This window comes from Aeromicrobium phoceense, from assembly GCF_013868155.1.
Lineage (GTDB): Bacteria > Actinomycetota > Actinomycetes > Propionibacteriales > Nocardioidaceae > Aeromicrobium > Aeromicrobium phoceense.
Map to the genome: position 1 here is coordinate 490,689 of NZ_JACEOG010000002.1, position 26,996 is coordinate 517,684.

The window sequence follows — 26,996 nt, forward strand, 5'->3', positions numbered from 1 at the left end:
TCGTGGCGGCCGTGCACCTTGCCATCGCCGGATCGGTAGCCACCGACCACCTGCAGACCTTCGCCGGTAAGTTCTCCGACTCGCTCGTGCCCGACCAGCTGGACAAGCTGGCGGTCTCGTTCCTGGTCGAGGACCTCGACGTCCGCCGCGGCGGATGCGCCGCCAACATCGCCTTCGGCCTGGGCAGCCTGGGCCTGCACCCCACCCTCGTGGCGGCCGTCGGGCGCGACTTCGACCTCGGCTACCGCGAGTGGCTGCAGGAGGCCGGCGTCGACACCTCGACCGTCCTGGTCCACCCCACGCTGCACACCGCCCTGTGCACCATCACGACCGACGAGGCACACGCCCAGATCGTGACGTTCTACCCCGGCGCGATGGCGCAGGCCCGCGAGATCGACATCGCCGCCCTGCACGCCCATCAGCCGATCGACCTGCTCCTGATCGGCCCCGACGATCCCGACGGCATGCTGCGCCACACGCGCACGGCCCGCGAGCTGGGCATCCCGTTCGCCGCCGACCCGTCGCAGCAGCTGGCCTGGGCCGGTGGCGAGCTGATCCGCGACCTCATCGACGGCGCGGCCTACCTCTTCAGCAACGACTACGAGGCGGCGCTGATCGCCAAGAAGACCGGCTGGAGCGACGCCGACATCGCCGAGCGGGTGGGTGTGCGCGTCGTGACGCACGGCAAGGACGGCTGCGTCGTCATCGAGTCCGACGGCACGCGCCACGAGATCGGCGCCATCGGCGGCGTCACCGCGGTGGACCCGACGGGCGTCGGCGACAGCTTCCGTGCGGGCTTCATGGCCGGCATCGCGGCCGGCCTGTCGCTCGACCGCGCGGCCCAGGTCGGCTGCACGATCGCGGCCAGTGTGGTCGAGACGATCGGCACCCAGGAGTACGTGCTGGAACGCTCGGCGTTCCTCGATCGGGTCCGCTCCACGTACGGCGACGAGGCCTGCGACGAGATCGGCGAGGCCCTCTCGATCAGCCACGACGCGGTAGTCAAGTCAGGCTGACCTAACCCGCTGGGCGACCGGTCGCCTGCGTTACTGTTCTTCAAAACCCTGTGTGGTCAAGATCTTCTGAGAAAGGCGCCCCGTGGGTCGGATGAAACTGGCGGTGTTGACCGCCCTGGCCGCTGTCATGCTTGGCGGCTGCTCGCCCCTGGACGAGTCGGATCTGAACCGACTCGCCCTCCCTGTGGCCGGATCGGACCGATCCATCTACATGTGGAACCTCTGGCTGGGCACCTGGATCGCGGTCCTCGTGGTCTTCCTGCTCGTGTTCGGCATGATCGTCTACGCGCCGGTCCGCTACCGCCGCAAGAAGAGCGACGAACCGGCCCCCGTGCAGGTGCGCTACAACCTGCCGCTGGAGGCGCTCTACACGATCGCCCCGGTGATCATCGTCGCCGTGTTCTTCTTCCACACCGTGGAGTCGCAGAACGCCCAGCTCGAAGAGGTCGAGAACCCCGATCACACGATCGAGGTCGTCGGCAGCAAGTGGCAGTGGACCTTCAACTACCTCGAGGGCGCCCCCGGCGGTGAGCCGGTCTTCGACCAGGGCGACACCGCGAACCTGCCCGAGCTGTGGCTGCCCGTGAACGAGTCGGTGAAGTTCGAGCTGATCTCGCCGGACGTCATCCACTCCTTCTGGGTCCCCGAGTTCTACTTCAAGATGGACGTCGTCCCGGGCAACATCCCCGGCAAGGACGGCAACAACTCATTCACCATGACGCCGAACCGCGAGGGCACCTTCACCGGTCGCTGCGCTGAGCTGTGCGGCGTCTACCACACCCGCATGCTGTTCAAGGTCAAGGTCGTGTCCGCCGAGGAGTACGAGGCGCACCTGGCCGACCTCGAGGCGGCCGGACAGATTGGCACGCCGAAGGGTTCCACGACAGCTGACACCGTCGCCGGCATCACTGCCAGCGGCGAGAGCGAACCGGAGGACTGATGGCCACCGCAACCTTCGACGCGCCCGAGGCACGCAGCAGCACCGGGGTCCGGGAGCGCTCCTTCGGGACGAAGGCCTTCACGCTGCTGACGACCACCGACCACAAGGTCATCGGTCAGATGTACGCCGTGACGACGTTCTTCTTCTTCATCTTCGGCGGCATCCTGGCGCTCATCATCCGCGCCGAGCTGGCCCGCCCGGGTGGACAGTTCGTCGGCGACGAGACGTACAACCAGCTGTTCACGATGCACGGCACGATCATGCTGCTGATGTTCGCGACGCCGTTGTTCTTCGCGTTCGGCAACATGATCATGCCGCTGCAGATCGGCGCCCCCGACGTGGCGTTCCCGCGCCTGAACATGTTCAGCTACTGGCTGTACCTGTTCGGCTCGCTGATCGCCGTCTCGGGCTTCGTCGTCCCCGGTGGCGCCGCCAGCTTCGGCTGGTTCGCCTACATGCCGCTGTCGGACTCGATCAACAGCCCTGGTGTCGGTGGCGACCTGTGGGTCATGGGCCTCTACATGTCCGGCCTGGGCACGATCCTGGGCGCGGTCAACTTCATCACCACGATCTTCTGCATGCGCGCACCCGGCATGACGATGTTCCGGATGCCGATCTTCGTGTGGAACACGCTGGTCACCAGCATCCTGATCATCATCGTCTTCCCGGTGTTCGCCGCTGCGCTGCTCGCGCTGGGCGCCGACCGCATGCTCGGGGCGCACGTGTTCGACCCATCCACGGGCGGGCCGATCATGTACCAGCACCTGTTCTGGTTCTTCGGTCACCCCGAGGTCTACATCATCGCCCTGCCGTTCTTCGGCATCATCACCGAAGTTCTGCCGGTCTTCAGCCGCAAGCCCGTGTTCGGCTACGTCGGCCTGGTCGGCGCGACGTTGGCGATCGCAGTCCTGTCGGCGGCGGTGTGGGCGCACCACATGTTCGTCACCGGCGCGGTGAATCTGGCGTTCTTCAGCTTCATGACGTTGTTGATCGGCGTGCCGACCGGCGTGAAGTTCTTCAACTGGATCGGCACGATGTGGGGAGGCTCCGTCTCCTTCGACACACCGCTGCTCTTCGCGCTGGGCTTCCTGACGACCTTCCTGTTCGGTGGCCTGACCGGCATCGTCCTGGCCTCGCCGGCCCTGGACTTCCACCTGTCCGACACCTACTTCGTGGTCGCGCACTTCCACTACGTCGTGTTCGGCACGGTCGTGTTCGCGATGTTCGCCGGCTACTACTACTGGTGGCCGAAGATCACGGGCCGGATGCTCGACGAGAAGCTGGGCAAGATCCACTTCTGGCTGCTGTTCGTCGGCTTCCACCTGACCTTCCTGGTGCAGCACTGGCTGGGCGTCGAGGGCTTCCCGCGTCGCTACGCCGACTACCTGCCCGGCGACGGCTTCACCCGCCTGAACGAGATCTCCACGATCGGTGCGTTCCTGCTGGGAGCCTCCACGCTGCCGTTCATCTACAACGTGTGGAAGTCTCGCAAGGCGCCACTGGTCCGCCAGGACGACCCGTGGGGCTGGGGCCGCACGCTCGAGTGGGCCACTTCCAGCCCGCCGCCGCGTCACAACTTCGTGTCGCTGCCGCGGATCCGCTCGGAGAGCCCCGCGTTCGACCTGCACCACCCGGACGTGGTCGAGCTCGAGCTGGCGCAGAACCCCGACGAGGACAAGCCGCTGGCCGACGCCCCCGATGTCGAGGGTCGTCGCGAGGCGCTCGGCAACGACCCGAAGGCTGGTGAGTGAGCGATGCGCAAGGAATTCTGGCTGTTCTTCAGCTGCGCCATCTTCTTCGTCATCGTGACGCCGGTCTACTGGGCGGTCGCCCACGAGGTCACCGGCACGGTCGCGCTCGTCATGGCGATGCTGCTGTTCTTCATGATCAGCTTCTACCTGTGGTTCGTCGCCAAGGCGATCCCCGAGCGTCCCGAGGACCGTCAGGACGGCGAGATCGTGGAGGGTGCCGGCGAGCTCGGCTTCTTCCCGCCCTACAGCTGGTGGCCGCTGTTCGCGGCGATGGCGTTCGGCATGCTGGTGCTGGGCGTCGTCTTCGGCTGGTGGCTGTTCATCATGGCCCTGCCGTTCGGGGCGATCTGCGTAGTCGGCTGGCTGTTCGAGTACTACCGGGGCGCGCACGCTCACTGAGCCTCGCCTCGCACGACGATGCCCTCGGAGTTTCGGCTCCGGGGGCGTTTCGTCGTCCGGGCGGTGGGTCGGCCTGCCTAGACTTTCAGGCGTGAGTACGTGGGGAACGCGGGCCGTGGGCCTGCTGACGGTGATGGTCCTGGCTGCGTCGTGCACCGGTGGCGGAGCGGCGAGCCCGGAGGACGAGGTCGAGGCGAAGGCGCCGCTGACCATCTCGGCGAGTGTCGACGACGGTGCTTCGGACGTCGCCGTCGACACAGTCGTCACCGTCGACGGCTTCGAGGGTCAGCTGGCGGAGGTTTCCCTGGCGTCCGACGACGGGAAGTCGACCGTGCCGGGCGAGATCCACGGCGTCCGCTGGACGGCGTCCGGGCTCCTCGAGCCGGCCACCTCCTACGTGCTGAAGGCCTCGGGCACGGGCGACGACGGCAAGCCGGTCACCAGGATCTCGCGGTTCACCACCCGGGCATTGACTCTCGACGAGCAGACGTACCCCGCCGTCGCGCCGCTGGAGGGGGAGACCGTCGGGATCGGGATGCCCGTGATCGTGAGCTTCGACGTCCCGGTCACCGACCGGGCAGCGTTCGAGAAGCGGATGAAGGTCACGGCGCAGCCGGCCACCGCCGGTGGCTGGTACTGGCTGAGCAACAACACCGCCCACTGGCGGCCGAAGCAGTACTGGAAGCCAGGCACCGAGGTGTCCGTCGACCTCGGGCTCAACAGCGTGCACGCGGGCAACGGGATCTACGGCCAGCAGGACCAGCACGTGAAGTTCCGGGTCGGGCGCTCCGTGATGACCGTCGTGGACACCCGGCGTCACCGCGCGACGGTCAAGATCAACGGGAAGAACGTCCGCACGATCCCGGTCTCCACGGGCGACGCCGACCACCGCAGCCGCAACGGCATCAAGGTCGTCATGGAGAAGCACCGGTCGATCGACATGGACGCCGCGACGACGGGCGTCGACTCCGACGATCCGAACTACTACAACCTCAAGGGCGTGAAGTGGGCGATGCGCGTCACGAACTCGGGCGAGTTCCTGCACGCGGCGCCGTGGTCGGGCGCAGCCCAAGGCAACGCCAACGTGAGCCACGGCTGCGTCGGCATGAGCACCAAGGACGCGGCGTGGGTGTTCGCGCAGAGCAAGCGCGGCGACGTGGTCAGCTACGTGGGCAGTCCACGCCGGCTCGAGCCGGGCAACGGCTGGACCGACTGGAACCGCTCGTGGGACGAGTGGCTCGAGGGGTCGGCCCTGGGGGAGGACGCCGAGGGCGCCTGAGCCCTCAGCCGCCCTTGGCGGCCTTCGCGGCCGCCTTCTGCTCGCGCTTGAACTCGCGCACCTTCACGAGCGACTCGGGGCTCGTGATGTCGGCGACGCTCCGGTGGCCCGGCTGCCCGTAGTCGCCGGCCGCCTCACGCCAGCCGGGGCCGTCGTAGCCGTACTGCTTGCCCAGCAGGGCGAGGAAGATCTTGGCCTTCTGCTCGCCGAAGCCGGGCAGCGCCTTGAGCCGCTTGAGGACCTCGGGACCGTCGGGGGAGCCCTGGGTCCAGATCGCGGCGGCGTCGCCGCCCCACTCGTCGCGCACGGCGGCCGCGAGGGCCTGCACCCGTCCGGCCATGGAGCCGGGGTAGCGGTGCACGGCCGGGGTCTGGCGGAAGACCGCCTCGAACGCCTCGGGCTCCTGTCCGGCGATGTCCGCGGGGTCGAGCGTGCCCACGCGGTCGAGGATCTTCGCGGGCCCGGAGAACGCGGCCTCCATCGCGATCTGCTGGTCCAGGAGCATGCCCACGAGCAGCGCGAAGGGGTCGTCGGTCAGCAGCTGGTCGGCGGTGTCGTCGCCGGTGATCGAGAGGCTCATGGCACCATCCTCGCTCCTGCGGCGGGCGAGCTGCCACCCGCGGCCAGCTCGCGCATCCGCGCCACGAGGGTGTCGAGCCAGGCGCCGACGTTCCGCCGCGCCTCGTGGGTGTCGGGATAGCGGCAGCGCAGGTGCACGCCCGAGTCGTCGATGATGAACCACAGCATCACGCCGTGCGTGCGGATGGCCGCGCCCACGTACTGCGCGTCGAGTCCGGCCGTGTCGATCCGCACGGGGAGGCGGCGCAGGTCGAGCCACGAGACCGCGAACATGCCCGGCTGCTCGGGCATCCCGCCCCACGGCTTCATCAGGTCGGCCAGCGGCCAGGAGCCGAGCCGGATCGCCTCCTTCACCGCGGCGGAGCACGCCCGCGGGTCCTCGTCGGCGGACTCGAGCACGGAGTTCGTGATGAACCAGCCGACGGAGTCGTGCCAGCGGTCCTCGTGGCGACTGTGCACGGGGAAGACCGTCCGCAGCGGCGTGCCCGCGAGCTCGAGCGTCGTGGCCGTCATGGCAGAGACCGCGAGGGCGAGCGTCGAGACGCGCTGGTCGGCGGCGCGCGCGGAGAACGCGGCCAGCTCCCCGAGGTCGAGCACGTCGCGGATCACCACGCGCTCGGGCTGGGGCGTGGGTCGCCGGGGAGGAAGCGCGGCATCGCCCCGCCGCCCGCTTCGATGACCTCGTCCCAGCGCTGGCGGATCTCCTCCGGCGCGGGGTCGAGCCGCGCGAGCTCGACCGTGTGCTCGGCGAACGGCGGCACCGCCGCTCCGCGTCCCGGCCCTCGCGGATCCGGCCGAGCGCCGACAGCAGGTCGCGCGCCATGACGAGCAGCGACCACATGTCCACGTGCGAGTGGTCGGCCGCGATGACGAGGCTCGGGCCGTCCGCCGTCTCGATGACGCAGAACCGGTGCGACGGGCGCTGGTAGGGGCGGCAGCTCTCGTCCAGCACGTCGCGCAGCGCGTCGTTCATGGACTGCCCCGGCAATACCTCGTGCTCGGTCCAGCGTCCGGCCTCCACCGTCACCTCGTGCAGGGCGGCGGAGCCGTCGGGCCCCGGCACGAACACCGAGCGCAGGGTCCCGTGCGCCTGCACCACGGCTCGCCACGCGGCCGCCAGGTCGTCGCGGGGCACGGGAGCGCCCAGCCGCATGGCCAGCGCCATCCACGAGCCCGTGCGGTCGCCCATGCCGACGTGACGCGCCTGGTCGAACGAGACGGGCAGCTCCGGACCGGGCTCGGACACCACGAGGTCGTGGCTGAGCAGCGGACCGAAGGGAAGGCGCAGGTGCGCGACGTGCGTGAGACGCATGCCAGTAACCTATTGCCCCGGTCACCCCCATCAGATCAGGAGCCGTCGTGCACAGGTTCTCCGTGCCGGATGCCGAGCTCGCCTGGGCGTTCAGTGACGAGTCCGGCCATGCCGTCGTCCAGCTCCACGGCCTGACGTCGAGCCGGTCCCGCGACCGCGTGCTCGACCTCGACCTCGGACGTGGTCTGTCCGACACGCGCCTGCTGCGCTACGACGCCCGCGGGCACGGGCACTCGTCCGGCAGGGGAGTGCCCGAGGACTACCGGTGGTCGACGCTCGCCGACGACCTGCTGCGGCTGCTGGACTTCTGGTTCCCCGACGAGCCGGTGCACGGCGTCGGGCCCTCCATGGGAGCCGGCACGCTGCTGCACGCGGCCGTGCGCGATCCCGGCCGCTTCGACGGCCTCACGCTGCTGCTGCCGCCGACGGCCTGGGAGACCAGGGCGGCGCGAGCCGACGACTACCGTGCCATGGCCGACGTCATCGAGGCGCAGGGCGTCGAGCCGTTCCTCGAGCTCGACGGCGGGGCGCCGAAGCCTCCGGCGACGGTCGGGCACCTGGACACCGTGCCCCACGTCCGTCCCGAGCTGTTGCCGTCGGTGCTGCGCGGCGCCGCGCTGAGCGACCTCCCGTCCCCGGAGGAGATCTCCCGCATCGACGTCACCACCACCGTGCTGGCGTGGGTGGAGGACCCCGCGCACCCGCTGTCCACCGCCGAGGCGCTCGTGGAGCTCATGCCGCAAGCTCGGCTCCAGGTGGCGCACACGCCTGACGACGTGCAGCGCTGGCCCGGCGTCCTCGCCGACGACATCGCCCACCGCGCCCGCTGAGCGGACCGAGCGGCGCTTCCCCGAAAGTCCACCGACAACGAACGAGGGCCCCGACCGGAACGGTCGGGGCCCTCGTTCGAGGTGACTCAGTGGACGCGCGGGACGCCGGTCTCGGAGACGCCCTGGAAGTCGTCGCCGAGCTCCACCGGGTGCTCGCCGCCGCCGGCCAGGTGCTCGGCCGCGTGCTCCATGTCGTGGCGGGTCGGCTTGTCGACCGAACCGTCGTAGTAGAAGTTGCGCAGCTTCGCGCGCATCGACTGCTTGCGGTACTTCGGGTTGCGCACGCCGTAGGCGTCCTGCTTGTGCACTTCCTCCAGTTCGGGCAGCCGCTCGCGCGACGACGTGAGCGCGTACGCGGCGCTGTCGGGCAGCGGCGCGTGACGCTCGGCGTACCCGCCGTCGGGCGAGCGGTCGATGACGCCCGTCTCCCAGCCGTGGGTCAGCGTCTCGTTGTCCTTGCGCTGCAACGAGATGCAGATGCGCTTGGTCACGATGAACGCGATGACCGGGAAGACGAAGATGCCGATACGCAGCACCCACGTGATCGCGAAGATGTCCAACCCGAACTTCAGCGCGATGATGTCGTTGCCGCCGGCGATCCAGCCGCAGGCGTAGGCGGTCATCGCCGCGACACCGAGCGCGGTGCGGACCGGCGCGTTGCGCGGACGCTCGAGCAGGTGGTGCTCGCGCTGGTCACCGGTGATCCACCGCTCGATGAACGGCCACACGGCCAGGGACGTGAACAGGATCCCCAAGCCGCCGACGCCGGGCAGGAAGACGCTCCACGTCCACGTGCGGTTGAACCATGTGGTCTCCAGCGGAGGCATGAGGCGCACGAGGCCCTCTGACAGGCCCATGTACCAGTCGGGCTGCGAGCCGGCCGTGACCTCGGACGGGTTGTACGGACCGTAGGCCCACACCGGGTTGATCTGGATCAGGGCACCCATCAGCGCGGTGAAGCCGAAGACGACGAAGAAGAAGCCGCCGGCCTTGGCCATGTACACCGGGAGCATCGGGTAGCCCACGACGTTGTCGTTGGTGCGTCCGGCGCCGGGCCACTGCGTGTGCTTGTGGTAGACGAGCAGCAGCATGTGGGCACCGATCAGGCCGAGCAGCAGCGCCGGGATCAGCAGGATGTGCGCCATGTAGAGGCGGGGGATGATGATCTCGCCGGGGAACTCGCCGCCGAAGATGAAGAACTCCAGGTAGGAGCCGACGAGCGGGATCGAGCGGATCAGGCCGTCGACGAAGCGCAGACCCGTGCCGGACAGCAGGTCGTCGGGCAGCGAGTAGCCCGCGAAGCCCTCGACCATGCCGAGGCTGAGCAGGCCGACGCCGATGAGCCAGTTGAGCTCACGCGGCTTGCGGTACGCGCCCGTGAAGAACACGCGCAGCATGTGGGCCATCATCGACGCGATGAACAGGTTCGCCGACCAATGGTGGACCTGGCGCATGAGCAGGCCGCCACGGATGTCGAACGAGATGTCGAGGGTCGAGGCGTAGGCCTGCGACATCTCGATGCCGTACAGCGGCGCGTAGGAGCCGGTGTACTCGACCTCGCCCATGCTGGGGACGAACCACAAGGTCAGGAAGACGCCCGTCAGCAGCAGGACGACGAAGCTCCACAGCGCGATCTCGCCGATCATGAAGGACCAGTGATCGGGGAAGACCTTGCGCAGGTTCTTCTTGCCCGCCGCGGCCAGGCCGAGGCGGTCGTCGAACCAGCCGACCGGGCCTGACAGCTTCTTGCCGGTCGGGGAGTCCTCGATCCGGGTGAACGTGCTCTGGCTCATGCCTCACCACCGAACTTCTCGTTGAGCTTTTCCTGGTCGCGAGCGAGCTCGGGGTAGCTGGGCGCCACGATCTCGGGGAAGTCGCTGACGGCGACCAGGTAGCCCTCACCATCGACCGCGAGCGGCAGCTGCGGCAGCGGACGGTAGGCGGGACCGAAGATCACCTTGCCGTTGTCGGCCAAGTCGAACGTCGACTGGTGGCACGGGCAGAGCAGGTGGTGGGTCTGCTGTTCCCACAGGCTGATCGGGCAGCCGACGTGGGTGCAGATCTTGGAGTAGCACAGGATGCCCTCGACGCCCCAGTTCTCACGGCCCTTCTTCGGCGTGATGTCCTCGGGGCGCATGCGCACCACGATGACGGCGGCCTTGGCCTTGGCCGCCAGCAGGTCGTGACCGTGGATGACGGCGTCACCCTTCTCGTCGGTCTCGAAGAAGATCGCGGGCTCGGCGTTGACGAGCTGGCCGACCTCGAGGTCGGCCGGCTTGATCGGCTCGCCCGAGACGTCATTGACGACGCGCATGCCCTTCTTCCAGACCGTCTCGTCCTGGCTGTGGGGGAGCGGTCCGAGGTCGCGGAGCAGCACGATGGCCGGCAGGCCCATGGCGCCGACGGCACCGAGCAGGCTGTTGCGGATCAGGGGACGGCGGCCGATGCCGCTCTCCTGGGCGCCGGCGTTGATGTCGGCCATGACCGCGGCGCGGTCCTCGTCGCTCGAGCGGGCGGGGTGGCGCATCTCGACCATCTCGTGGTCGCCCATGAGCTTCTTGGCCCACTGGATGATGCCGATGCCGATCAGCAGCAGGGCGCCGCCGAGCGTGGTGCCGAACGTGAAGTTCTGCGCCGACCAGCCACCGAAGGCGTTGCCGCTGTTCGGGTCGCCGAAGGCGAAGATGCGCACGTCGGAGTCGATCGTGAAGTAGGCGACGCAGAAGCCCAGGAGCAGCAGCGTGGCCACGCCGAACATGCCGGCGATCTGGCGCTCGGTGCGACGCTCCTGGTTGCCGTCGACGTCCTGCGGGCGGTACTGGTGGGGCGCGAGTCCCGGGTCGGCGATCGGGTCGCCGGTGCGTTCGATTTCCGTCGTCATCGCTTCTTCGACCTCGTTCCGTGCATGCCGATCCACACCGCGAAGGCCGTGAGTCCGCCGATGCCGACGATCCACGCGAACATGCCGTCGACCACCGGGCCGAGTCCGCCGCCGCCGATGCCACCGTTGTTGCCCTGCTGCTGGATGGTCTTCACGTAGGCGATGATGTTGCGCTTGTCCTCGGGGGTGAGCACGTCCTCGGAGAAGACGGGCATCTGCTGCGGGCCGGTGAGCATCGCCTCGTAGATGTGGACCGCGTCGACGCCCTGGAGCGTCGGGGCGTAGCGGCCGCTCGGCAGCGCGCCGCCGGCGCCGACCGAGTTGTGGCACGCCGTGCAGTTGGTGCGGAAGAACTCGCCACCCTCGGCGATGCCCTCCTTGTCGACGCTCTGCCAGTCGAGGTCCTCCTCGGAGGGACGTGCCGGCCCCGGGGCCAGCGACGCGACGTAGGCCGCGATCTGGTTGATCTCGTCCTGCGTGTACTCGATGTGCTTGCGCGGGGCCTGGGGCGCCGTCTGCGCCATCGGCATGCGCCCGGTCTCCATCTGGAAGCCGACGGCGGCGGCGCCGACGCCGATCAGCGAGGGGCCGTAGTTGCCCTTGGCGTCATCGGTGCCGGCGGTCGTGATGCCCTCGGCGTTGAGGCCGTGGCAGCTGGCGCAGCCCACGACGAAGAGCTGCCGGCCGGCCTCGACCTGCGAGACCGACGAGGCGGACTCGGCCGTGGCCGATTCCGGTGCGACCGTCGCGTACGCCGCGCCGGTCAGCAAGAGCGCCAGGGCCAGCAGCGCGAGTAGCGCCATGGGATGCCGGCGGCGTGTCGACAGTTTCCGCACCGAGAACCTCGTTCCTGAAGATCTGAAAATCGGACCAGAAGTGAGGACGGCGTTCCGCTTCGTCCCCATCCCTGTGGGCCCATGCGTTCGCCTCAGCGTAGCGAGGGCCGAGGTCAGACTGTGTAGTTAGGTCCGCCTATCCCCGAGGGGGTCAGCGGATGATGTAGATGGCCGCGAACAGGGCCACCCAGACGACGTCGACGAAGTGCCAGTAGTACGACACGACGATGGCCGAGACGGCCTGCTCGTGGGTGAACTTGCGGGCGGCGTAGGTGCGGCCGATCACCAGCAGGAAGGCCAGCAGGCCGCCGATGACGTGGAGGCCGTGGAAGCCGGTGGCGAGGTAGAAGAGGGAGCCGTAGGCGGAGCTCTGGATCGTCAGGCCCTCCTGGACCAGCTCGGCGTACTCGGTGGCCTGGCCGCCGATGAAGACCGCTCCCATGATGAAGCTGATGATGAACCACTTGCGCATGCCGGCCGCGTTGCCCTTGGCCGCGGCGTAGACGCCGAGCTGGCAGGTGACGGACGAGAGCACCAGGATCGTGGTGTTGACCGTGGCGAACGGGATGTTCAGCATCGCGGTCTCCTGTGCCCACAGCTCGGGCGCGACGCTGCGCACCGTGAAGTAGGCCGCGAACAGCGTCGCGAAGAACATCAGCTCGCTCGACAGCCACACGATGGTGCCGACCGTCACGTAGGACGGGCGGCCCTCGACGCCATGGAGCCGGGACGCGGGGATCGCAGAAGTAGTTGCCACGTGTTCATTATGTACGATGCCATCGTGAGCGAGCACCAGCCCCTTCGAGTCCTGCTCTTCAGCGATGATCAGGAGGTCCGAACCGCCGTCGTCGCAGCGCTGGGCACCCGGCCGCACCCCGATCTGCCGCCCCTGGAGTTCGTCGAGTGCGCCACCGAGCCAGTGGTGTGGGAGCAGCTCGACGCCGGCGGGATCGCCCTGGCGATCCTCGACGGCGAGGCCGTCCCGGCCGGCGGCATGGGCATCGCCCGGCAGATGAAGGACGAGCTCTACCAGGCCCCGCCGAGCCTCGTCCTGACCGGTCGCCCGCAGGACGCGTGGCTCGCCACGTGGTCGCGCGCCGACGCGGTCGTGCCGCAGCCGCTCGACCCGTTCCGGCTCGCCGAGTCGGTCATCGCGCTGCTGCGCGGCGTTGCCGTGTCCGGCGCGCGTCCTTGAGCGGCCGGCCCGTGGCCCTCACCTGGCCCCATGTCCTGACCGAGCTGATCGCCGCGCGCGATCTCGACACGGCCACCACCGAGTGGGCGATGGGCGAGATCCTCTCCGGTGACGCCACCGGTGCCCAGATCGCGGGGTTCGCGGTCGCGCTGCGCGCCAAGGGCGAGACGGCCGCCGAGCTCCAGGGCCTCGTCGACGCGATGTACGCCAAGGCCACCACGCTCGACCTCGCCGACCGCGTGGTCGACATCGTCGGCACCGGTGGCGACATGGCCAAGACGGTGAACATCTCCTCCATGGCGGCCGTCACCACGGCGGGTGCGGGCATCGGCGTGGTCAAGCACGGCAACCGCGCGGCCTCCAGCCAGTCGGGCACGGCCGACGTCTTCGAGAAGCTCGGCGTGCGCCTCGACGTTCCCGCCGAGCACGTCCTCGACGTCTACCGCGAGGCCGGCATCACCTTCTGCTTCGCGCCCGTCTTCCACGCCTCGATGCGCTTCGCCGGGCCCACGCGACGCGAGCTCGGCGTCCCCACGTTCTTCAACTTCCTCGGCCCGCTGACCAACCCGGCGCGCCCGGCGGCCTCGGCGATCGGCTGTGCCGATCCGCGGATGGCGCCGCTCATGGCCGACGTGCTGGCCCGGCGCGGCAGCAGCGCGATGGTGTTCCGCGGTGACGACGGCCTCGACGAGATCACGGTCACCACCCCCCCTCGGGTCTGGCTCCCGGGCCCCGACGGCATCGAGGAGCAGGTGCTCGACCCGGCCGAGCTCGGCTTCGACCACGCGCCCGCCGATGCGCTGCGCGGCGGCGAGCCGTCGTACAACGCCGACGTCTTCCGCCGGGTGCTCGACGGCGAGCCCGGCCCGGTGCGCGACGCCGTGGTGCTCAACGCCGGCGCGGCGATCGCCGCGCACGAGAACGCCGAGGGCACGTTGGTCGAGCGGCTGCGGGCGGGCGTCGCCCGCGCCACGGAGTCCATCGACTCCGGGTCGGCCCGCGCGGCTCTCGGCCGCTGGGTCGAGGCGACCTCGCGCCACGTGGCCTGATCCCACTGGCCCCGCGCCGGAGCGCGCTCTAGCGTGATCGCATGACCATCGCCGGGGACCTGACGCTGATCGCGACCGATCCCGCGACCGGGAAGTTCCGGCTCAGTGCCGCGAACCCGGGCGCGGTGTACGGCGGTGCGCACCTCATCGACCTGCTCGAGGCCGGACGGCTCTCGACCCGGGGCGAGGGCCGGAGGCTGAGGGTGGTGGTCGACGACCGGAACCCGACGGGACGCCCGGACCTCGATCACGCGCTCTCGCGCCTGACGAAGGACAAGCCGCTCACGGTGTCCTCGGTCATCTCCCGGCTCGGCCACCAAGGGCGACAGCGCGCCTATGCGGCGCTCGAGCAGGAGTACCGCGTGCGCTCGCGCACCGACAAGGTGCTGCTGTTCGACGTCACCCGGTACGACGTGCTCGACACCGACGGTCGCGACGAGCTGGTGCAGGCGGTGCGAGCGGTCCTGCTGGAGGATGCGGCACCCGACGGGCGGACCGGGCCGGTGGTGTCGCTGCTGGCCGCGGTGAGCCAGCTCGGGCTGGTCGTCGACCGGCCCGACCGCAAGAGGGCGAGGGCACGCGCGAAGACGGTGTCCGCCGATGACTGGGCGAGCGAGGCGGTGCGCCGAGCCGTGGCCGGTGCGGAAGCGGCGGTGATGGCCGCGATCATGAGTGCCGCCGTGGCGGGCGCGGCCGGCGGGAGCAGCTGAGTCAGTCCAGCCCGATGCTGAACGCGTCCTCGAGGTCGTGACGGCTGAACGCGCGGAAGGCGATCTGGGTCTGCGTGGACAGCACGCCGGGCACCTTGTTGAGCCGGTCGGCCACGACCGACGCGATCTCCTCGTGGCTGCGCACGCGCACCATGGCGATCAGGTCGTGGTCCCCGGTCACGGAGTAGACCTCGCTGATCCCGGGGATGTCGGCGATCGCTGCGCCGGTCTCGGGGATGGAGGAGACCTCGGCCTGGACGAAGACGATGGCGGTGATCACCGGGCCAGCCTAGCCGCGTCGTCAGGCCAGGCGCGCGACCTGGAGGTCGACGTCGAACCGGTCGAGGTGCCGTGCCGCGGCGGGCCACGGAGAGCGCCACGCGCCCCGGACCATGCGGACACCCGGGGACTCCAGCCAGCGCAGCAGCGCCTCGGTCTCCTCGATGAGGGCAGCCGGCATCGGCCGGACCGCCGGCTCGACCGACTCGGCGGTGGTCAGCAGGGTGTCGACCCAGCCGGCCGTGGCGCCTCGGGTGGTGGCGACCTGGCGCGGCAGGATCGCCGCGGCCGCGAGACGGCCGTGGCGGATCACGTGCACCTGCCACCCGTCGGCGTGGGGTGCGGCGGCGATCACCTCGGGCTCGGCCGCGAGGGAGTCGAGCCGCTGCGTGCGGCGTACGGCGCGGATCAGGCTGGCGGCGCGGTCGCGCAGGACGGCGGCGTCCTCGAAGCGCTGGGTCTCGGCGAGGTGCGCCATGCGCTGCTCCAGGTGGGTGACGACCTCGACCGGGTCGGCGGTCATCGCCGTGCGCACCCGCGAGACCTCGAGGAGGTAGTCGACCGTCGTGACCGCGCCGTCGCAGGGGGAGAGGCACTGACCGAGCTCGGCCAGCACGCACGCGGCGCGACTGGGCTTGATCGGCAGCCGCCCGGAGCACTGCCGGATCCGGAAGGCGTCGTGGAGGGTGGCCAGCGCCGCCTCGGCCTGTCGGCGGCTGCCGAAGGGGCCGATGTGGCTGGCCGCGCCCTCGGTGACCGAGCGGACGAGGGAGACGCGCGGCCACGGCTCGTCGGTGAGGCGCAGCCACGAGACCCGCTCGGGGAACTTGGAGCGGCGGTTGTAGGGCGGTCGGTGCCGGTCGATGAGCCGCAGCTCGCGCACCCGCGCCTCGGTGTCGGTGGCGCACACCACGGTGTCGACCCGCTCGGCCAGCGCGATCATCTCGCCCATGCGCGAGCGGGTCTCGGCCTTGGTGAAGTACGACCGCACGCGGGTGCGCAGCGAGCGCGACGTGCCCACGTAGAGGACCTCGTCGCGCGCGTCGCGGAAGAGGTAGACGCCCGGTGCGTCCGGGACGCCGTCGGCGAGGTGGCGCTTGCGGCGCTGCTGGGGCGTGACCTTGGAGGTGAAGCTGGCGACGTCCTCGACGGTGGCCACGTTCCAGGTGCCCAGCCGCTCGAACAGGGCGTGCAGCACGTCGACCGTGGCGCGGGCGTCGGTGAGGGCCCGGTGGTCGGGTTGAACGGGGGAGAAGCGTGCCGCGAGCGTGGAGAGCTTGACGTTGGGGACCTCGTCGCGCAGCAGCACCCGACGGGCCAGGGGGACGGTGTCGATGACGTCGAAGCCCGGCCACGTGATGCCCAGCTCCTTCGACGCGTGCTTGAGGAAGCCGACGTCGAACGGCGCGTTGTGGGCGACCAGGACGCTGCCGTGGGCGAACTCCAGGAAGCTGGGCAGCGCCTCGGCGATGCGTGGCGCCTCGACGAGCATCTGGTCGGTGATCCCGGTGAGGACGGTGATGAACGCGGGGATCAGCTGGTCGGGGTTCACCAGGGTCTGGAACTCGCCCAGGATCTCACCACCGCGCACCTTGACCGCGCCGATCTCGGTGATCCGCGACCCCTTGGCGGGCGATCCGCCCGTGGTCTCCAGGTCGACCACGCAGAACGTGGTGTCGTGGAGGGGGCGGCCACCCCAGTCGATGTCGGGGTCGTCGAAGGCGGGTTGGTGCGATGCCATGGGGTGACCGTAGGTCGCGGGTCCGACGAATCCGGTCAGGCGGCGCCGCGGAGGGAAACTGTCGGACGTCACACCTAGCGTCGCGGCCATGAACGAGATCGAACCCACGGCACCGGTCGTCGTCGACTGCGACAGCTGCCTCGTCCGCTGCCCGGCCGTGTGCGGCGACTGCGTCGTCTCGGTGCTGCTCGGACCGCCCAGCGACGTGGCCTTCGACGCCGACGAGCGCGCCGCCCTCGATGCCCTCGCCGCCACCGGCCTGGTCCCGCCGCTGCGCCTCGTCGTGGGCGTGTCCGACCCGGAACGACACGTCGATGCGAGTTGATCGGGGTTGACCCGGCAACTACAGTTGCGTCTTGTGTCGCCGAACGGCGGCGCCGCCGAATCGTCGGACCGGAAACGGCCGACGAGCCGGGGAACCAAAGGTACGTGGGGTGAATCGACCGGCTCGCCGGTCGTAGGGCAAGACCGAGGCCCGAATCCGTCAGCTCACCTGGTAGGCGTCGAGGTACTCAGGAGTTCATTTCGTGCGCTTTCGCACCGCCGCGGCCACTGTGGCCGTCTCCGCCTTCGTGGCGGGTTCATTCATCGTCGTCTCCCCGGCCAACGCCGAGCCCGAGGTGACCGAGGCCGACGTCGAGAAGGCCTTCGACCAGGCTGAGGCCGCCAACGAGACCCTCAACCAGCTGAACGAGGACGCCGACGACCTCGACGCGCGCATCGACGAGGTCGGTGCCGAGATCCGCAAGATCCGCAAGGTCTTCACGGTCCAGCGCGACGAGCTGGGCGCCGACATCGTCCAGCAGCAGCTGGAGCAGCCGCTCGGCCCCACGGTCGGCCTGCTCGGCAGCCAGGACCCCGACCTGTTCATCGAGGGTCTCAGCGCCATCGACGCGCTGAACACCACGCGCGCCGACGCGCTCGAGTCGTTCACCCGCACGCGGGTCGAGCTCGAGAAGCGCCAGGCCCAGCTCGCCGAGCACGAGCAGGAGCTCGACGCGAAGCTGACCAAGGCCGAGAAGACCAAGAAGAAGCTCGTCGACTCCTACCAGAAGGCCAAGTCCGACTTCGCCCTCCTGTCGGCCGCCCAGCAGTCGGAGATGAACGCGGGCGACGTCGACGCCGTGCAGAACGCGGGCGCCGGCGCCGCCAAGAAGGCCATCGCGTTCGCGATGAGCCAGCTCGGCGAGCCCTACGTCTACGGCGGCACCGGCCCCGACAGCTGGGACTGCTCCGGCCTGGTGATGAAGGCCTACGCAGCGGCGGGCGTCTCGCTGCCGCGCGTGGTGGGCCCGCAGATGTCGGCCGGCCGCTCGGTCTCGGCCGGCGACCTCGCGCCCGGCGACCTCGTGGCCTACTCGAGCATGTCGCACATCGGCATCTACCTGGGCGGCGGCAAGGTCATCCACGCGCCGCGCCCCGGCAAGAGCGTCGAGATCACCAGCCTGTCCTCGGGCTTCGGCGTCTACGCGCGCGTCTCCTGACCGCGACGGCCTGACCGGCCACACGAGAAAGGCCCCCGGCGATCGCCGGGGGCCTTTCTCGTGCTGGGGTGCTCAGCGCACGTACAGCGCCTCGATGGTGTCGTGCAGGTCGCGCACGACCATGTGGCGCTTCACCTTGAACGAGGGAGTCAGGTAGCCGTTCTCCTCGGTCCAGTCCTCCTCGACGATCGAGAACTTGCGGATCGCCTCGGCGCGCGAGACCTGGGAGTTGGCGTCGTCGACGGCCTTCTGGACCTCGGCGAGCAGCTCGGGGTCGTCCAGCTCGCCCTCCCACGCCTCGACGTCGATCGTGACGAGCGCCGCGACGAAGGGCTTGCCCTCGCCCACGACGAGGCACTGGCTGACCAGCGGGTGCGCACGCACGCGGTCCTCGAGGATCGCGGGGGAGACGTTCTTGCCGCCCGCGGTGACGATGAGCTCCTTCTTGCGGCCCGTGATCTTCACGAAGCCGTCCTCGGTGACCTCGCCGAGGTCGCCGGTGGAGAACCAGCCGTCCTCGCTGAGCACGTCGCGCGTGGCGGCCTCGGCGTTCCAGTAGGCCGTGAAGACCTGCGGCCCGCGGAACTGCAGCTCGCCGTCGTCGCCGATGCGGACCTCCACGCCGGGCAGCGGGGGACCGACCGTGCCGATGCGCTGCGCGCCCGGGTGGTTCACCGTGAGGGCGGCGGTGGTCTCGGTGAGGCCGTAGCCCTCGAAGACGTTCAGGCCGACGCCGCGGTAGAAGTGACCGAGACGGTCGCCCAGCGGGGCGCCGCCGGAGATGGCGTACTTCGCGCGCCCACCGAGAGCGGCACGGAGCTTGCCGTAGACGAGCTTGTCGTAGACGCCGTGCTTCGCGCGCAGCGGCAGCGAGGGCTTGCCCGACTCGGTGGCGCGGCTGTAGGCGATCGCGGTGCGCACGGCGGCGTCGAAGATCTTGCCCTTGCCCTCGGAGTACGCCTTGGTGCTGGCGCTGTTGAAGACCTTCTCGAAGACGCGCGGCACGGCCAGCACGAACGTGGGCTGGAACTCGCCCAGGTGGTCGACGAGGTTGGCGATGTCGGCGGTGTGGCCCAGCACGGAGCCGAAGCGGATCGCGCCCACCTGCACGATGCGGGCGAACACGTGCGCGAGCGGCAGGAACAGCAGGGTGGCCGCGTCGTCGGGCGCGAACATCACCTCGAGACGCTCGTTGGCGCCCCACAGCTCGGCGCGGAAGTTCGCGTGCGTCAGCTCGCAGCCCTTGGGGCGACCGGTGGTGCCCGACGTGTAGATCAAGGTGGCGATGTCGTCGTCGACGACCGCCGCGCGACGGGCCTCCAGGGTCTCGTCGTCGATCGCGGCGCCCTCGGCGGCCAGGGGGGGGAGGACGTCCTCGATCGGACGGCTCGACGCCAGCTCGGGGGTCTCGGGGCGGGCCTCCTCGATCCGGGCCCGGTGCTCGTCGTTCTCGTAGAACACGTGCGTGGCGCCCGAGTCGGCCAGGATCCAAGCGATCTGCGGCGCCGACGAGGTCTCGTAGATCGGGACGGTCACGGCGCCGATCCACCAGTTGGCGTAGTCCAGGACGGTCCACTCGTAGCGGGTCTTGGCCAGCAGGGCGACGCGGTCGCCGTGGGCGACTCCACCGGCCAGCAGGCCCTTCGCGGCGGCCGTCGCCTCGTCGTGGAACTGCCCGAGCGTGACGTCGGCCCACGCGCCGCCGACGACGCGGCGCAGCGCGACACGGTCGCGATGGGCGTCGAGCCGGTCGAGGACGTCAAGGCTCAGGGTTCCCCACGCGCGCGGGGGGACGGCGTTCGAATTCTGCGAAGTCACAGACAGCACCGTACCGTCCCCGCCGTCGCCGTCGCCGCGCCGATAGGCTGGTCCGCAGTCGAGGAGGTGGACATGGCGCGCACGGTCAGCGACATCGTGATCGAGGCTCCGGCGGGGGCCGTGATGTCGGTCATCGCCGCGTTCGCCGACTACCCCGACTGGGCCACCGGCATGCGCGAGGTCACCGTCCTGGACACCGACCCACAGGGCCGCCCGCTCGACGTCCGCTTCGTCGTCGACTCCGCCCCGATCCGCGACACGTTCACGCTGCGCTACGACTGGCGCGACGAGCTGCTCGTCACCTGGAGCCTCGTGCCCGAGGACGCGACGATGCTCTCGGCGATGGACGGCTCCTACTCGCTGGACGCGGTGGACGCCGGACGCACCCGCGTGACCTACCAGCTGTCGGTCGAGCTGAAGCTCCCGTTGCTGGGGATGCTCAAGCGCAAGGCCGAGAAGGTCATCGTCGACACCGCGCTCAAGGGACTCAAGCGCCGGGTCGAGAGCCAGGTCGGTGCCTGAGCGTCTCGCCGTCGGGATCGACGTCGGCGGCACCAAGATCGCCGGGGGAGTCGTCGACGAGGACGGCCGGATCCTGGCCCGCACCCGGCGCGCCACGCCCAGCACGGATCCCGCGGCGGTGCTGGACGCGATCACCGGGATCGTCGAGGAGTTCCGCGACCGGTACCCCGTGCGTGCGGTCGGCGTCGGCGCGGCCGGCTACGTCGACGTCACCGGCTCCTCCGTGGTCTTCTCGCCCCACCTGGCGTGGCGGAACGAGCCGTTGCGCGACGCGGTCGTGCGGCGCACCCGGCTGCCCGTGCTCGTGGACAACGACGCGAACGCGGCAGGCTGGGCCGAGTGGCGCTTCGGCGCCGCCCAGAACCTTCCCGACGTCGTCCTGGTGAACCTCGGGACCGGCATCGGCGGCGCCATGGTCCTCGACGGCAAGCTGTACCGCGGCCACTCGGGCATGGCGGGCGAGTTCGGCCACCAGCGCGTGGTCGACGACGGTCTGCCGTGCGAGTGCGGCAACCGGGGCTGCTGGGAGCAGTACGCGAGCGGGCGCGTCCTCGAGCGCCGCGCCCTGGCCGCCGTGGCGGAGGGCTCCGAGATCGGGCGGGCCCTCGTGCAGCTGGCGGGTGCCGCCGATCTGGTCGACGGCTCCACCGTGGGGCTCCTCTCGTCCGAGGGCCACGAGGAGGCCCAGGCGTGGGTCGGCGACGTGGGCCGCTGGCTGGGCATCGGCCTGGCGAACCTCGCGGCGTCGCTGGACCCCGCGATCTTCGTCATCGGCGGGGGAGTGAGCCGCACGGGGGAGTTCCTGCTGCGGCCCGCGCGTGCGGCGTTCGCCGAGCACCTCACCGGTCGCGGCTACCGCTCGGAGGCACGGATCGTGGCGGCGCACCTGGGCAACGACGCTGGCCTCGTGGGGGCCGCCGACCTCGCCCGGCTCAGAGCGCGGCGCCGTCGTCCGGCCAGTCCGGGTTACTCGGTCCGCGGTCCGGCAGTCGCGCGATCAGGTAGACGACGGCGACGACGACCGCGATGACGACGCACGCGACGACGAACGTCGGCGGCCGGATCGATGCGAAGCGCGCCAGCAGCAGCAGGGCCGGCGCGCCGACCACGACGAACCAGGCGAGCTTCGTGCGGCGGTCCGACGGCAGGTCGGCCGGCCCGACCTCACGGTAGAACTGGTCGTCGGCCTCGACGGGCTCGGCCGCGCGACGCTGCTCCTCCTCGAGCTCGGCCCGCTCCCGCTCGGCGGCGGCCTGCGCAGCCGACCGGTCGAAGTCCTCCAGCCCCGAGAGGTCCAGGTCGAGTCCCTCGACGATGCGGTCGAAGTCGTCACGGGGCGATGCGGGGTCGGTCATGGAGACCTCCTGGTGACGTCGGCGACGAAGCGGCTCACGCGACGGGCGCGTGGTCGGCGAGGAACTGTGCCGACCTCTCCATGATGAACTCCGCATCGTGATCCAGCGTGGCGACGTGGTAGCTGTCGTTGAGCTCGACCAGCTCGCGGACGGGGGAGGAGACCCCCTTCATCACCAGGCCGGCCGTGGTGGCGTCGACGACGTGGTCCTCGGTCGAGCGGAACATCAGCAGGGGAGCGGTGACGCTGTCGAGGTTCTCGCGGACGTCGCGCCACAGCTGCAGCTGCGACGCCATGGCCTTGAGGGGCATGCGGTCGTAGGCGACCTCGTCCTGCCCGGCGAGCTTGATGTCGTTGCCGACGCCCGGCATGGACGGCAGCACGCGGCTGAGCAGCGGCACGAGCTTGAGGTCGCGGCGCTTGAGCGCGATCGCCGGGTTGACCAGCACGAGCGCGTCGACGTCGTCGGGGCGCTGCTCGGCCAGTCGCAGCGCGAGCGCGCCGCCCATCGAGAGACCGCAGACGGCGACGAAGTCGCACTGCGAGCGCAGGTCGGTGAGGGCGGTGTCGAGCTCGCCGTACCAGTCACGCCACGTGGTGGTGTTCATCTCCTGCCACGTGGTGCCGTGACCGGGGAGGCGGGGCACGGTGACGGTGTGACCGGTCTCGGCCAGTCGGCGGCCCCAGGGAACCATCGAGGCGGGCGACCCGGTGAAGCCGTGGCTCAGCAGGACGCCGACGCGGCCGCCGGGGGCGAAGAACGGTTCGGCGCCCGGTCGGACGGGGGACGCGCCGCGCGCGCTGGAGTCGGACATGACGCCATGGTGCCCCATGTCACGTCGACTGGTGCAGGGGCGCGGTAATGTCTCGTGCGTGTTCTATTGGTTCCTGAAGTTCCTGGCGCTGGGTCCGGTGCTCAAGCTGATCTTCAGGCCGTGGGCCGAGGGCACCGAGAACGTCCCCCGCGAGGGCGCCGTGATCCTGGCCAGCAACCACCTCTCCTACAGCGACTGGCTGTTCATGCCGCTCGTCATCCCGCGGCGCGTCACGTTCGTCGCCAAGGCCGAGTACTTCGAGGGGACCGGGCTGAAGGGCTTCCTGCAGCGCCAGTTCTTCTCGGGCTCGGGGCAGGTCCCGATCGACCGCTCCAGCGGCAGTGCTGCCGCGGGCGCGATCCGCACCCAGCTGCGCCTCCTGGCCGACGGCGAGGTGTGCGGCATCTACCCCGAGGGCACCCGCTCGCACGACGGCAAGCTGTACCGCGGCCGCACGGGCGTGGCCCGCCTCGCCCTGGAGGCGAAGGTGCCGGTGATCCCCGTCGCGGTGATCAACACCGACGTCGTCGCCCCTCCCGGCCGCATCTTCGGCCGGTACGCCCGTCCCGGCGTGCGGTTCGGCAAGCCGCTGGACTTCTCGCGCTACGAGGGCATGCAGGACGACCGCTACATCCTGCGCGCGATCACCGACGAGATCCTCTACGAGATCATGAACCTCTCCGGCCAGGAGTACGTCGACCTCTACGCCCCCGACGCCAAGAAGCGCGACAAGGAGCTGGAGCGCCAGGCGGCCAAGGAGCGCGACAAGGCCGAGGCCGACGAGGTCTGGGAAGAGATCACCGAGTAAACGGCGCCACCGTTCTGGACGGCGTTCAGAGGCGTCGCGGGGGTCGCGTATTCTTGGCAGGTGAGCATTCCCAGCCTGGAAGAACTGCGTGCGATCGGCGCTGCCCAGCAGCCGACGTACCCCGACCTCGACGCGCGTGATCGTGCGGTCGAGAAGCTGGGCAAGATGCCGCCGCTGGTCTTTGCGGGTGAGTGCGACTCGCTGCGCGACAAGATGGCGGCCGTGGCCCGGGGCGAGGCGTTCCTCCTCCAGGGCGGCGACTGCGCCGAGACCTTCGAGGGCGTCACCGCCGAGAACGTCCGCAACAAGCTGCGGGTCCTGCTCTCGATGGCCGTCGTCCTGACCTACGCCGCGAGCGTTCCGGTGGTCAAGGTCGGCCGCCTCGCCGGTCAGTACGCCAAGCCGCGCTCCAGCGACACCGAGACCCGCGACGGCGTCACGCTGCCGGCGTACCGCGGCGACGCGGTCAACGGCTTCGACTTCACGCCCGAGGCGCGTCACCCCGACCCGCAGCGGCTGCTCGACGTCTACCACGCGTCCAGCGCCACCCTGAACCTCGCGCGCGCCTTCACCACCGGCGGCTACGCCGACCTGCGCCAGATGCACGCGTGGAACACCGACTTCGTGCGCAACAGCCCCGTGGGCGAGCGCTACGAGCGCATCGGCGACGAGATCGATCGCGCCCTCGCGTTCATGGACGCGATCGGCTCCGACCCCGACGAGCTGCACACGGTCGACTTCTACTCCTCGCACGAGGCCCTCGTGCTCGAGTACGAGCACGCCCTCACGCGCATCGACTCGCGCACGAACCTGCCGTACGACGTCTCGGGCCACTTCGTGTGGATCGGCGAGCGCACCCGCCAGCTGGATGGCGCCCACGTCGAGCTGCTGAGCCGCATCGCCAACCCGATCGGCGTGAAGCTCGGCCCCACGAGCACCGCCGACGACGCGCTCGCGCTCTACGAGAAGCTCAACCCCGAGCACGTGCCGGGCAAGGTCACCTTCATCACCCGCTTCGGCGCCGAGAAGATCCGCGACCTGCTGCCCACGCTCGTGGAGAAGGTCACGGCTGCGGGCGCGGAGGTCGCCTGGGTCACCGATCCCATGCACGGCAACACGTTCTCCACCGACAACGGCTACAAGACGCGCGAGTTCGACGCGGTCATCGACGAGGTCCGCGGCTTCTTCGAGGTCCACCGGGCTCTCGGCACGTGGCCGGGCGGCCTGCACGTCGAGCTCACCGGCGACGACGTCACCGAGTGCCTCGGCGGCGGGATGAAGCTGTCCGCGCAGGACCTCGAGCACCGCTACGAGACGCTGTGCGACCCGCGCCTCAACCGCGCGCAGTCGCTGGAGCTGGCGTTCCTCGTCGCCGAGATGCTCGCCGGCCGGTCCTGATCACGGTCTGACGCGGGTCAGGACAGGAAGACCGTCACGGTCGACCCCGGCTTGACCTTCTTGCCGGCGTCGGTCATCTGGTACTGAACGCGCGCGTCGTCCCCGGAGAACGGGTTCTTCGCCGCGTTCAGCTTCAGGCCCACCGCCGAGGTGGCGGCGCGCGCCTCGGCCTCGGTCATGCCGCGCAGGTCGGGGACGGCGACCGACTCGGGTCCCTTGGAGACGGTGAGCGCGATCGTGTCGCCCCGCACGCCGGTGCCGGCGGACGGCGTCTGCGAGATCACGACGCCCTTCTTGACGGTGCTGCTGAACTGCTCGACCGTGCGGACGGCGAAGCCCTGGTCCTCCAGCTCGGCGGTGGCCTCGTCGGCCGGGTCGCCGGTGTGGTCCACGATCTCGATGGGCTTCGGGCCCTTGCTCACCACGAGGTCGACGGCGGTGTCGCGCTTGACCCGGTCGCCGACCTTGTGGCTGGTGGACTTCACGATGCCGTCGGTCGGGATCTTGTCGCTGAACTGCTGGGTGACCTCGCCGACCCGCAGGTTCAGCGAGCCCAGGATCGTCTCGGCCTCCGACAGGGTGCGGCCCTGGATGTTCGGGATCTCGTACCGCTCCTTGCCCTTGGAGACCACCAGCGTGATCGCCTCGTCCGGCAGGAGTCGTGAGCCGGCGTCGGGGTCGGTCGACACGACCGCGCCCTTCTCGACGACCTCGGAGTACGCGGGGGTGCCCAGGTCGACGGTGAAGCCGGCGGCCTCGGCGGTCTTGACCGCCTCGGCCTGGTCGAGGGACACGAGGTTGGGCACCGTCTCGTAGCGGCCGATCGCCAGGTACCAGCCGAGGAGGGCCGTGGCGGCGAGCGCGGCCAGCGCCACCAGCAGCAGGACCGGGCCCCGGCGCCGTCGGCCGGAGGGCGCCTCCTCGACGGCCGACGCGGCCGGGCGGGTGGCGACGAGGGGACCGCCGAACGTGGTGGTGGGCTCGTGGACCGTGGTGGTCGGCTGCTCACGACCGATGTCGTAGAGGGAGGTGACCGGTGTCGTCATCTCGACGTCGGCGGGCGCGCCGTCGAGCGACGGGAACTCGGCGGGCGTGGGCCCGGACCCGGGCAGCAGGTCCTGGGTGAGCTCGGGGTCGTCCGCGAGACACGCGGCCAGCGCGCGCTGCACCTGGCGCAGCTGGTGCAGCAGCACCCGGGCGTCGGGGGAGCGACGACCGCGATCGCGCGTCATGGCCCGCGAGACGAGTGCGTCGAGGTAGGGAGGGATGCCGGGCTGCAGGGTGGACGGCGCGGCGACGTCCTCGTTGACGTGCAGGTGCGCCACGGCCAGGGGCGAGTCACCGGTGTGCGGCTTGGAGCCGGTGAGCATCTCGAACAGCATCGCGCCGCAGGCGTAGACGTCGGTGCGCGGATCGGCGCCCTGGTGGGTGATCACCTCCGGCGCGAGGTAGGACACCGTGCCCACGAGGACGCCGTCGAAGGTGGACTCGTTGCTGATGGCGCGGGCCAGCCCGAAGTCGGCCAGCTTCACCTCGCCCGTGGTGGAGATGAGGACGTTCTCGGGCTTGATGTCGCGGTGGATGAGGCCCGCGTCGTGCGCGGCCGAGAGGGCCATGAGGACCGGCTCGAGGTAGGACAGCGCCCGCCGGGGAGGCATGGGCGCCTCCTCGCGCAGGACGTCGCGCAGGGTGCGGCCCGGGACGTACTCCATGACGAGGTAGATCGTCTCGCCGTCGACCCCTTGGTCGTAGACCGAGACGATGCCGCGGTGGTTCAGCTTCGCGGCCGACTGCGCCTCGCGGACGAAGCGCTCGGGATTGTCCTCGAGGTCGCTGTCGGGGTGCATGATCTTCACCGCGACGATCCGGTCCAGACGCAGGTCGGTGGCACGGAACACGCTGGCCATCCCGCCGCGGGCGATGCGTTCGTGGATCACGTAACGCTGGTCGAGCGTGCGCCCGACCAGTGCGTCGTCATCCGTGAGCGTCATGCCCGCCTC

General features: G+C 70.3%; 28 protein-coding genes and 1 riboswitch. Of the genes, 15 read left to right on the plus strand and 13 right to left on the minus strand.

Annotated features, from left to right (window positions below):
* Positions 1–11: 11 nt before the first annotated feature.
* The 5 genes from H1W00_RS15740 (at position 12) to H1W00_RS15760 (ending at position 5,385) form a co-directional block, all read left to right on the plus strand.
* Positions 12–1,016: a PfkB family carbohydrate kinase gene (locus H1W00_RS15740; RefSeq protein WP_181756745.1), complete on the plus strand. Its 1,005-nt coding sequence runs from the start codon at positions 12–14 to the stop codon at positions 1,014–1,016.
* 91 nt (positions 1,017–1,107) lie between these two features.
* The gene (gene ctaC / locus H1W00_RS15745) at positions 1,108–1,956 is read left to right on the plus strand and encodes an aa3-type cytochrome oxidase subunit II (protein WP_181756862.1); all 849 of its coding nucleotides are present in this window, start codon (positions 1,108–1,110) and stop codon (positions 1,954–1,956) included.
* Positions 1,956–3,707 carry an aa3-type cytochrome oxidase subunit I gene (gene ctaD, locus H1W00_RS15750; protein WP_181756746.1) on the plus strand — a complete coding sequence of 584 codons (1,752 nt, stop codon included), beginning with the start codon at positions 1,956–1,958 and terminating at the stop codon, positions 3,705–3,707. Before ctaC ends, ctaD begins: the two co-directional genes overlap by 1 nt.
* Positions 3,708–3,710: 3 nt before the next feature.
* Complete coding sequence (locus H1W00_RS15755) at positions 3,711–4,106, plus strand: cytochrome c oxidase subunit 4 (protein ID WP_181756747.1); 396 nt, start codon at positions 3,711–3,713, stop codon at positions 4,104–4,106.
* Positions 4,107–4,197: 91 nt separating this feature from the next.
* Positions 4,198–5,385 (plus strand): Ig-like domain-containing protein, encoded by a 1,188-nt coding sequence (locus H1W00_RS15760; protein ID WP_181756748.1) that lies wholly within the window; start codon positions 4,198–4,200, stop codon positions 5,383–5,385.
* Between the two features lie 4 nt (positions 5,386–5,389).
* On the opposite strand, the gene H1W00_RS15765 is transcribed toward H1W00_RS15760, so the two are convergent.
* The 3 genes from H1W00_RS15765 to H1W00_RS16310 are packed head-to-tail and all read right to left on the minus strand — an operon-like array spanning position 5,390 to position 6,725.
* A complete protein-coding gene (locus H1W00_RS15765; RefSeq protein WP_181756749.1) occupies positions 5,390–5,965 on the minus strand; it encodes an HhH-GPD-type base excision DNA repair protein in 576 nt (191 codons plus the stop codon).
* A complete protein-coding gene (locus tag H1W00_RS16305) occupies positions 5,962–6,576 on the minus strand; it encodes a hypothetical protein (RefSeq protein WP_206680098.1) in 615 nt (204 codons plus the stop codon). The genes H1W00_RS15765 and H1W00_RS16305 overlap by 4 nt, the downstream gene beginning before the upstream one ends.
* A complete protein-coding gene (locus H1W00_RS16310) occupies positions 6,570–6,725 on the minus strand; it encodes a hypothetical protein (RefSeq protein ID WP_206680099.1) in 156 nt (51 codons plus the stop codon). Before H1W00_RS16310 ends, H1W00_RS16305 begins: the two co-directional genes overlap by 7 nt.
* Positions 6,726–7,323: 598 nt before the next feature.
* On the opposite strand from H1W00_RS16310, the gene H1W00_RS15775 reads away from it, so the two are divergent.
* Positions 7,324–8,106, plus strand: coding sequence for an alpha/beta fold hydrolase (locus H1W00_RS15775; protein WP_181756750.1), 783 nt, complete (start codon positions 7,324–7,326; stop codon positions 8,104–8,106).
* A gap of 86 nt (positions 8,107–8,192) precedes the next feature.
* On the opposite strand, the gene qcrB is transcribed toward H1W00_RS15775, so the two are convergent.
* The 4 genes from qcrB to ctaE form a co-directional block, all read right to left on the minus strand.
* Entirely contained in the window at positions 8,193–9,899 is a 1,707-nt protein-coding gene (qcrB, locus tag H1W00_RS15780; RefSeq protein ID WP_181756751.1) for a cytochrome bc1 complex cytochrome b subunit, read from the minus strand.
* Positions 9,896–10,987 (minus strand): cytochrome bc1 complex Rieske iron-sulfur subunit, encoded by a 1,092-nt coding sequence (qcrA, locus tag H1W00_RS15785; protein ID WP_181756752.1) that lies wholly within the window; start codon positions 10,985–10,987, stop codon positions 9,896–9,898. The genes qcrB and qcrA overlap by 4 nt, the downstream gene beginning before the upstream one ends.
* Positions 10,984–11,823 carry a cytochrome bc1 complex diheme cytochrome c subunit gene (gene qcrC / locus H1W00_RS15790; protein ID WP_181756753.1) on the minus strand — a complete coding sequence of 280 codons (840 nt, stop codon included), beginning with the start codon at positions 11,821–11,823 and terminating at the stop codon, positions 10,984–10,986. Before qcrC ends, qcrA begins: the two co-directional genes overlap by 4 nt.
* Positions 11,824–11,974: 151 nt before the next feature.
* Entirely contained in the window at positions 11,975–12,580 is a 606-nt protein-coding gene (gene ctaE, locus H1W00_RS15795; RefSeq protein ID WP_181756754.1) for an aa3-type cytochrome oxidase subunit III, read from the minus strand.
* A 24-nt stretch (positions 12,581–12,604) separates the two neighbouring features.
* Between ctaE and H1W00_RS16205 the strand changes: the two genes are divergently transcribed.
* Genes H1W00_RS16205 through H1W00_RS15805 form a run of 3 tightly spaced genes read left to right on the plus strand, consistent with a single transcriptional unit; the run spans position 12,605 to position 14,777 of the window.
* Positions 12,605–13,018 carry a hypothetical protein gene (locus H1W00_RS16205; RefSeq protein ID WP_286928155.1) on the plus strand — a complete coding sequence of 138 codons (414 nt, stop codon included), beginning with the start codon at positions 12,605–12,607 and terminating at the stop codon, positions 13,016–13,018.
* A gap of 11 nt (positions 13,019–13,029) precedes the next feature.
* Complete coding sequence (trpD, locus tag H1W00_RS15800) at positions 13,030–14,067, plus strand: anthranilate phosphoribosyltransferase (protein WP_338072924.1); 1,038 nt, start codon at positions 13,030–13,032, stop codon at positions 14,065–14,067.
* A 41-nt stretch (positions 14,068–14,108) separates the two neighbouring features.
* Positions 14,109–14,777: a GOLPH3/VPS74 family protein gene (locus H1W00_RS15805; protein WP_181756756.1), complete on the plus strand. Its 669-nt coding sequence runs from the start codon at positions 14,109–14,111 to the stop codon at positions 14,775–14,777.
* Position 14,778: 1 nt separating this feature from the next.
* Here H1W00_RS15805 and H1W00_RS15810 read toward each other — a convergent pair whose 3' ends face one another.
* Together H1W00_RS15810 and H1W00_RS15815 are read right to left on the minus strand one after the other, a co-directional pair.
* Positions 14,779–15,057 carry an Lrp/AsnC ligand binding domain-containing protein gene (locus H1W00_RS15810; protein ID WP_181756757.1) on the minus strand — a complete coding sequence of 93 codons (279 nt, stop codon included), beginning with the start codon at positions 15,055–15,057 and terminating at the stop codon, positions 14,779–14,781.
* A 21-nt stretch (positions 15,058–15,078) separates the two neighbouring features.
* Positions 15,079–16,797 carry a DEDD exonuclease domain-containing protein gene (locus tag H1W00_RS15815; protein WP_181756758.1) on the minus strand — a complete coding sequence of 573 codons (1,719 nt, stop codon included), beginning with the start codon at positions 16,795–16,797 and terminating at the stop codon, positions 15,079–15,081.
* An 88-nt stretch (positions 16,798–16,885) separates the two neighbouring features.
* Between H1W00_RS15815 and H1W00_RS15820 the strand changes: the two genes are divergently transcribed.
* Complete coding sequence (locus tag H1W00_RS15820) at positions 16,886–17,122, plus strand: hypothetical protein (protein WP_181756759.1); 237 nt, start codon at positions 16,886–16,888, stop codon at positions 17,120–17,122.
* Positions 17,123–17,165: 43 nt separating this feature from the next.
* Positions 17,166–17,315: riboswitch (cyclic di-AMP (ydaO/yuaA leader) on the plus strand.
* 9 nt (positions 17,316–17,324) lie between these two features.
* The gene (locus tag H1W00_RS17140) at positions 17,325–18,281 is read left to right on the plus strand and encodes an NlpC/P60 family protein (protein ID WP_181756760.1); all 957 of its coding nucleotides are present in this window, start codon (positions 17,325–17,327) and stop codon (positions 18,279–18,281) included.
* A 72-nt stretch (positions 18,282–18,353) separates the two neighbouring features.
* On the opposite strand, the gene H1W00_RS15830 is transcribed toward H1W00_RS17140, so the two are convergent.
* Entirely contained in the window at positions 18,354–20,099 is a 1,746-nt protein-coding gene (locus H1W00_RS15830; protein ID WP_181756761.1) for an AMP-binding protein, read from the minus strand.
* A gap of 72 nt (positions 20,100–20,171) precedes the next feature.
* Here H1W00_RS15830 and H1W00_RS15835 point away from each other — a divergent pair, with 72 nt between their 5' ends.
* Together H1W00_RS15835 and H1W00_RS15840 are read left to right on the plus strand one after the other, a co-directional pair.
* Positions 20,172–20,621, plus strand: a complete 450-nt coding sequence (locus H1W00_RS15835; RefSeq protein WP_181756762.1) for an SRPBCC family protein — start codon at positions 20,172–20,174, stop codon at positions 20,619–20,621.
* Entirely contained in the window at positions 20,614–21,651 is a 1,038-nt protein-coding gene (locus H1W00_RS15840; protein WP_181756763.1) for an ROK family glucokinase, read from the plus strand. The genes H1W00_RS15835 and H1W00_RS15840 overlap by 8 nt, the downstream gene beginning before the upstream one ends.
* Here H1W00_RS15840 and H1W00_RS15845 read toward each other — a convergent pair.
* Together H1W00_RS15845 and H1W00_RS15850 are read right to left on the minus strand one after the other, a co-directional pair.
* On the minus strand, positions 21,554–21,976 hold the full coding sequence (locus H1W00_RS15845; RefSeq protein WP_181756764.1) for a hypothetical protein: 423 nt from the start codon (positions 21,974–21,976) through the stop codon (positions 21,554–21,556). The genes H1W00_RS15840 and H1W00_RS15845 overlap by 98 nt on opposite strands.
* 34 nt (positions 21,977–22,010) lie before the next feature.
* On the minus strand, positions 22,011–22,790 hold the full coding sequence (locus H1W00_RS15850; RefSeq protein ID WP_181756765.1) for an alpha/beta hydrolase: 780 nt from the start codon (positions 22,788–22,790) through the stop codon (positions 22,011–22,013).
* Positions 22,791–22,848: 58 nt separating this feature from the next.
* Here H1W00_RS15850 and H1W00_RS15855 point away from each other — a divergent pair, with 58 nt between their 5' ends.
* Together H1W00_RS15855 and H1W00_RS15860 are read left to right on the plus strand one after the other, a co-directional pair.
* Positions 22,849–23,598: a lysophospholipid acyltransferase family protein gene (locus H1W00_RS15855; RefSeq protein ID WP_078700716.1), complete on the plus strand. Its 750-nt coding sequence runs from the start codon at positions 22,849–22,851 to the stop codon at positions 23,596–23,598.
* Between the two features lie 60 nt (positions 23,599–23,658).
* Positions 23,659–24,996, plus strand: coding sequence for a class II 3-deoxy-7-phosphoheptulonate synthase (locus H1W00_RS15860; RefSeq protein ID WP_338072925.1), 1,338 nt, complete (start codon positions 23,659–23,661; stop codon positions 24,994–24,996).
* A 17-nt stretch (positions 24,997–25,013) separates the two neighbouring features.
* Here H1W00_RS15860 and pknB read toward each other — a convergent pair whose 3' ends face one another.
* Positions 25,014–26,987, minus strand: coding sequence for a Stk1 family PASTA domain-containing Ser/Thr kinase (pknB, locus tag H1W00_RS15865; protein WP_181756767.1), 1,974 nt, complete (start codon positions 26,985–26,987; stop codon positions 25,014–25,016).
* Between the last annotated feature and the right edge of the window lie 9 nt (positions 26,988–26,996).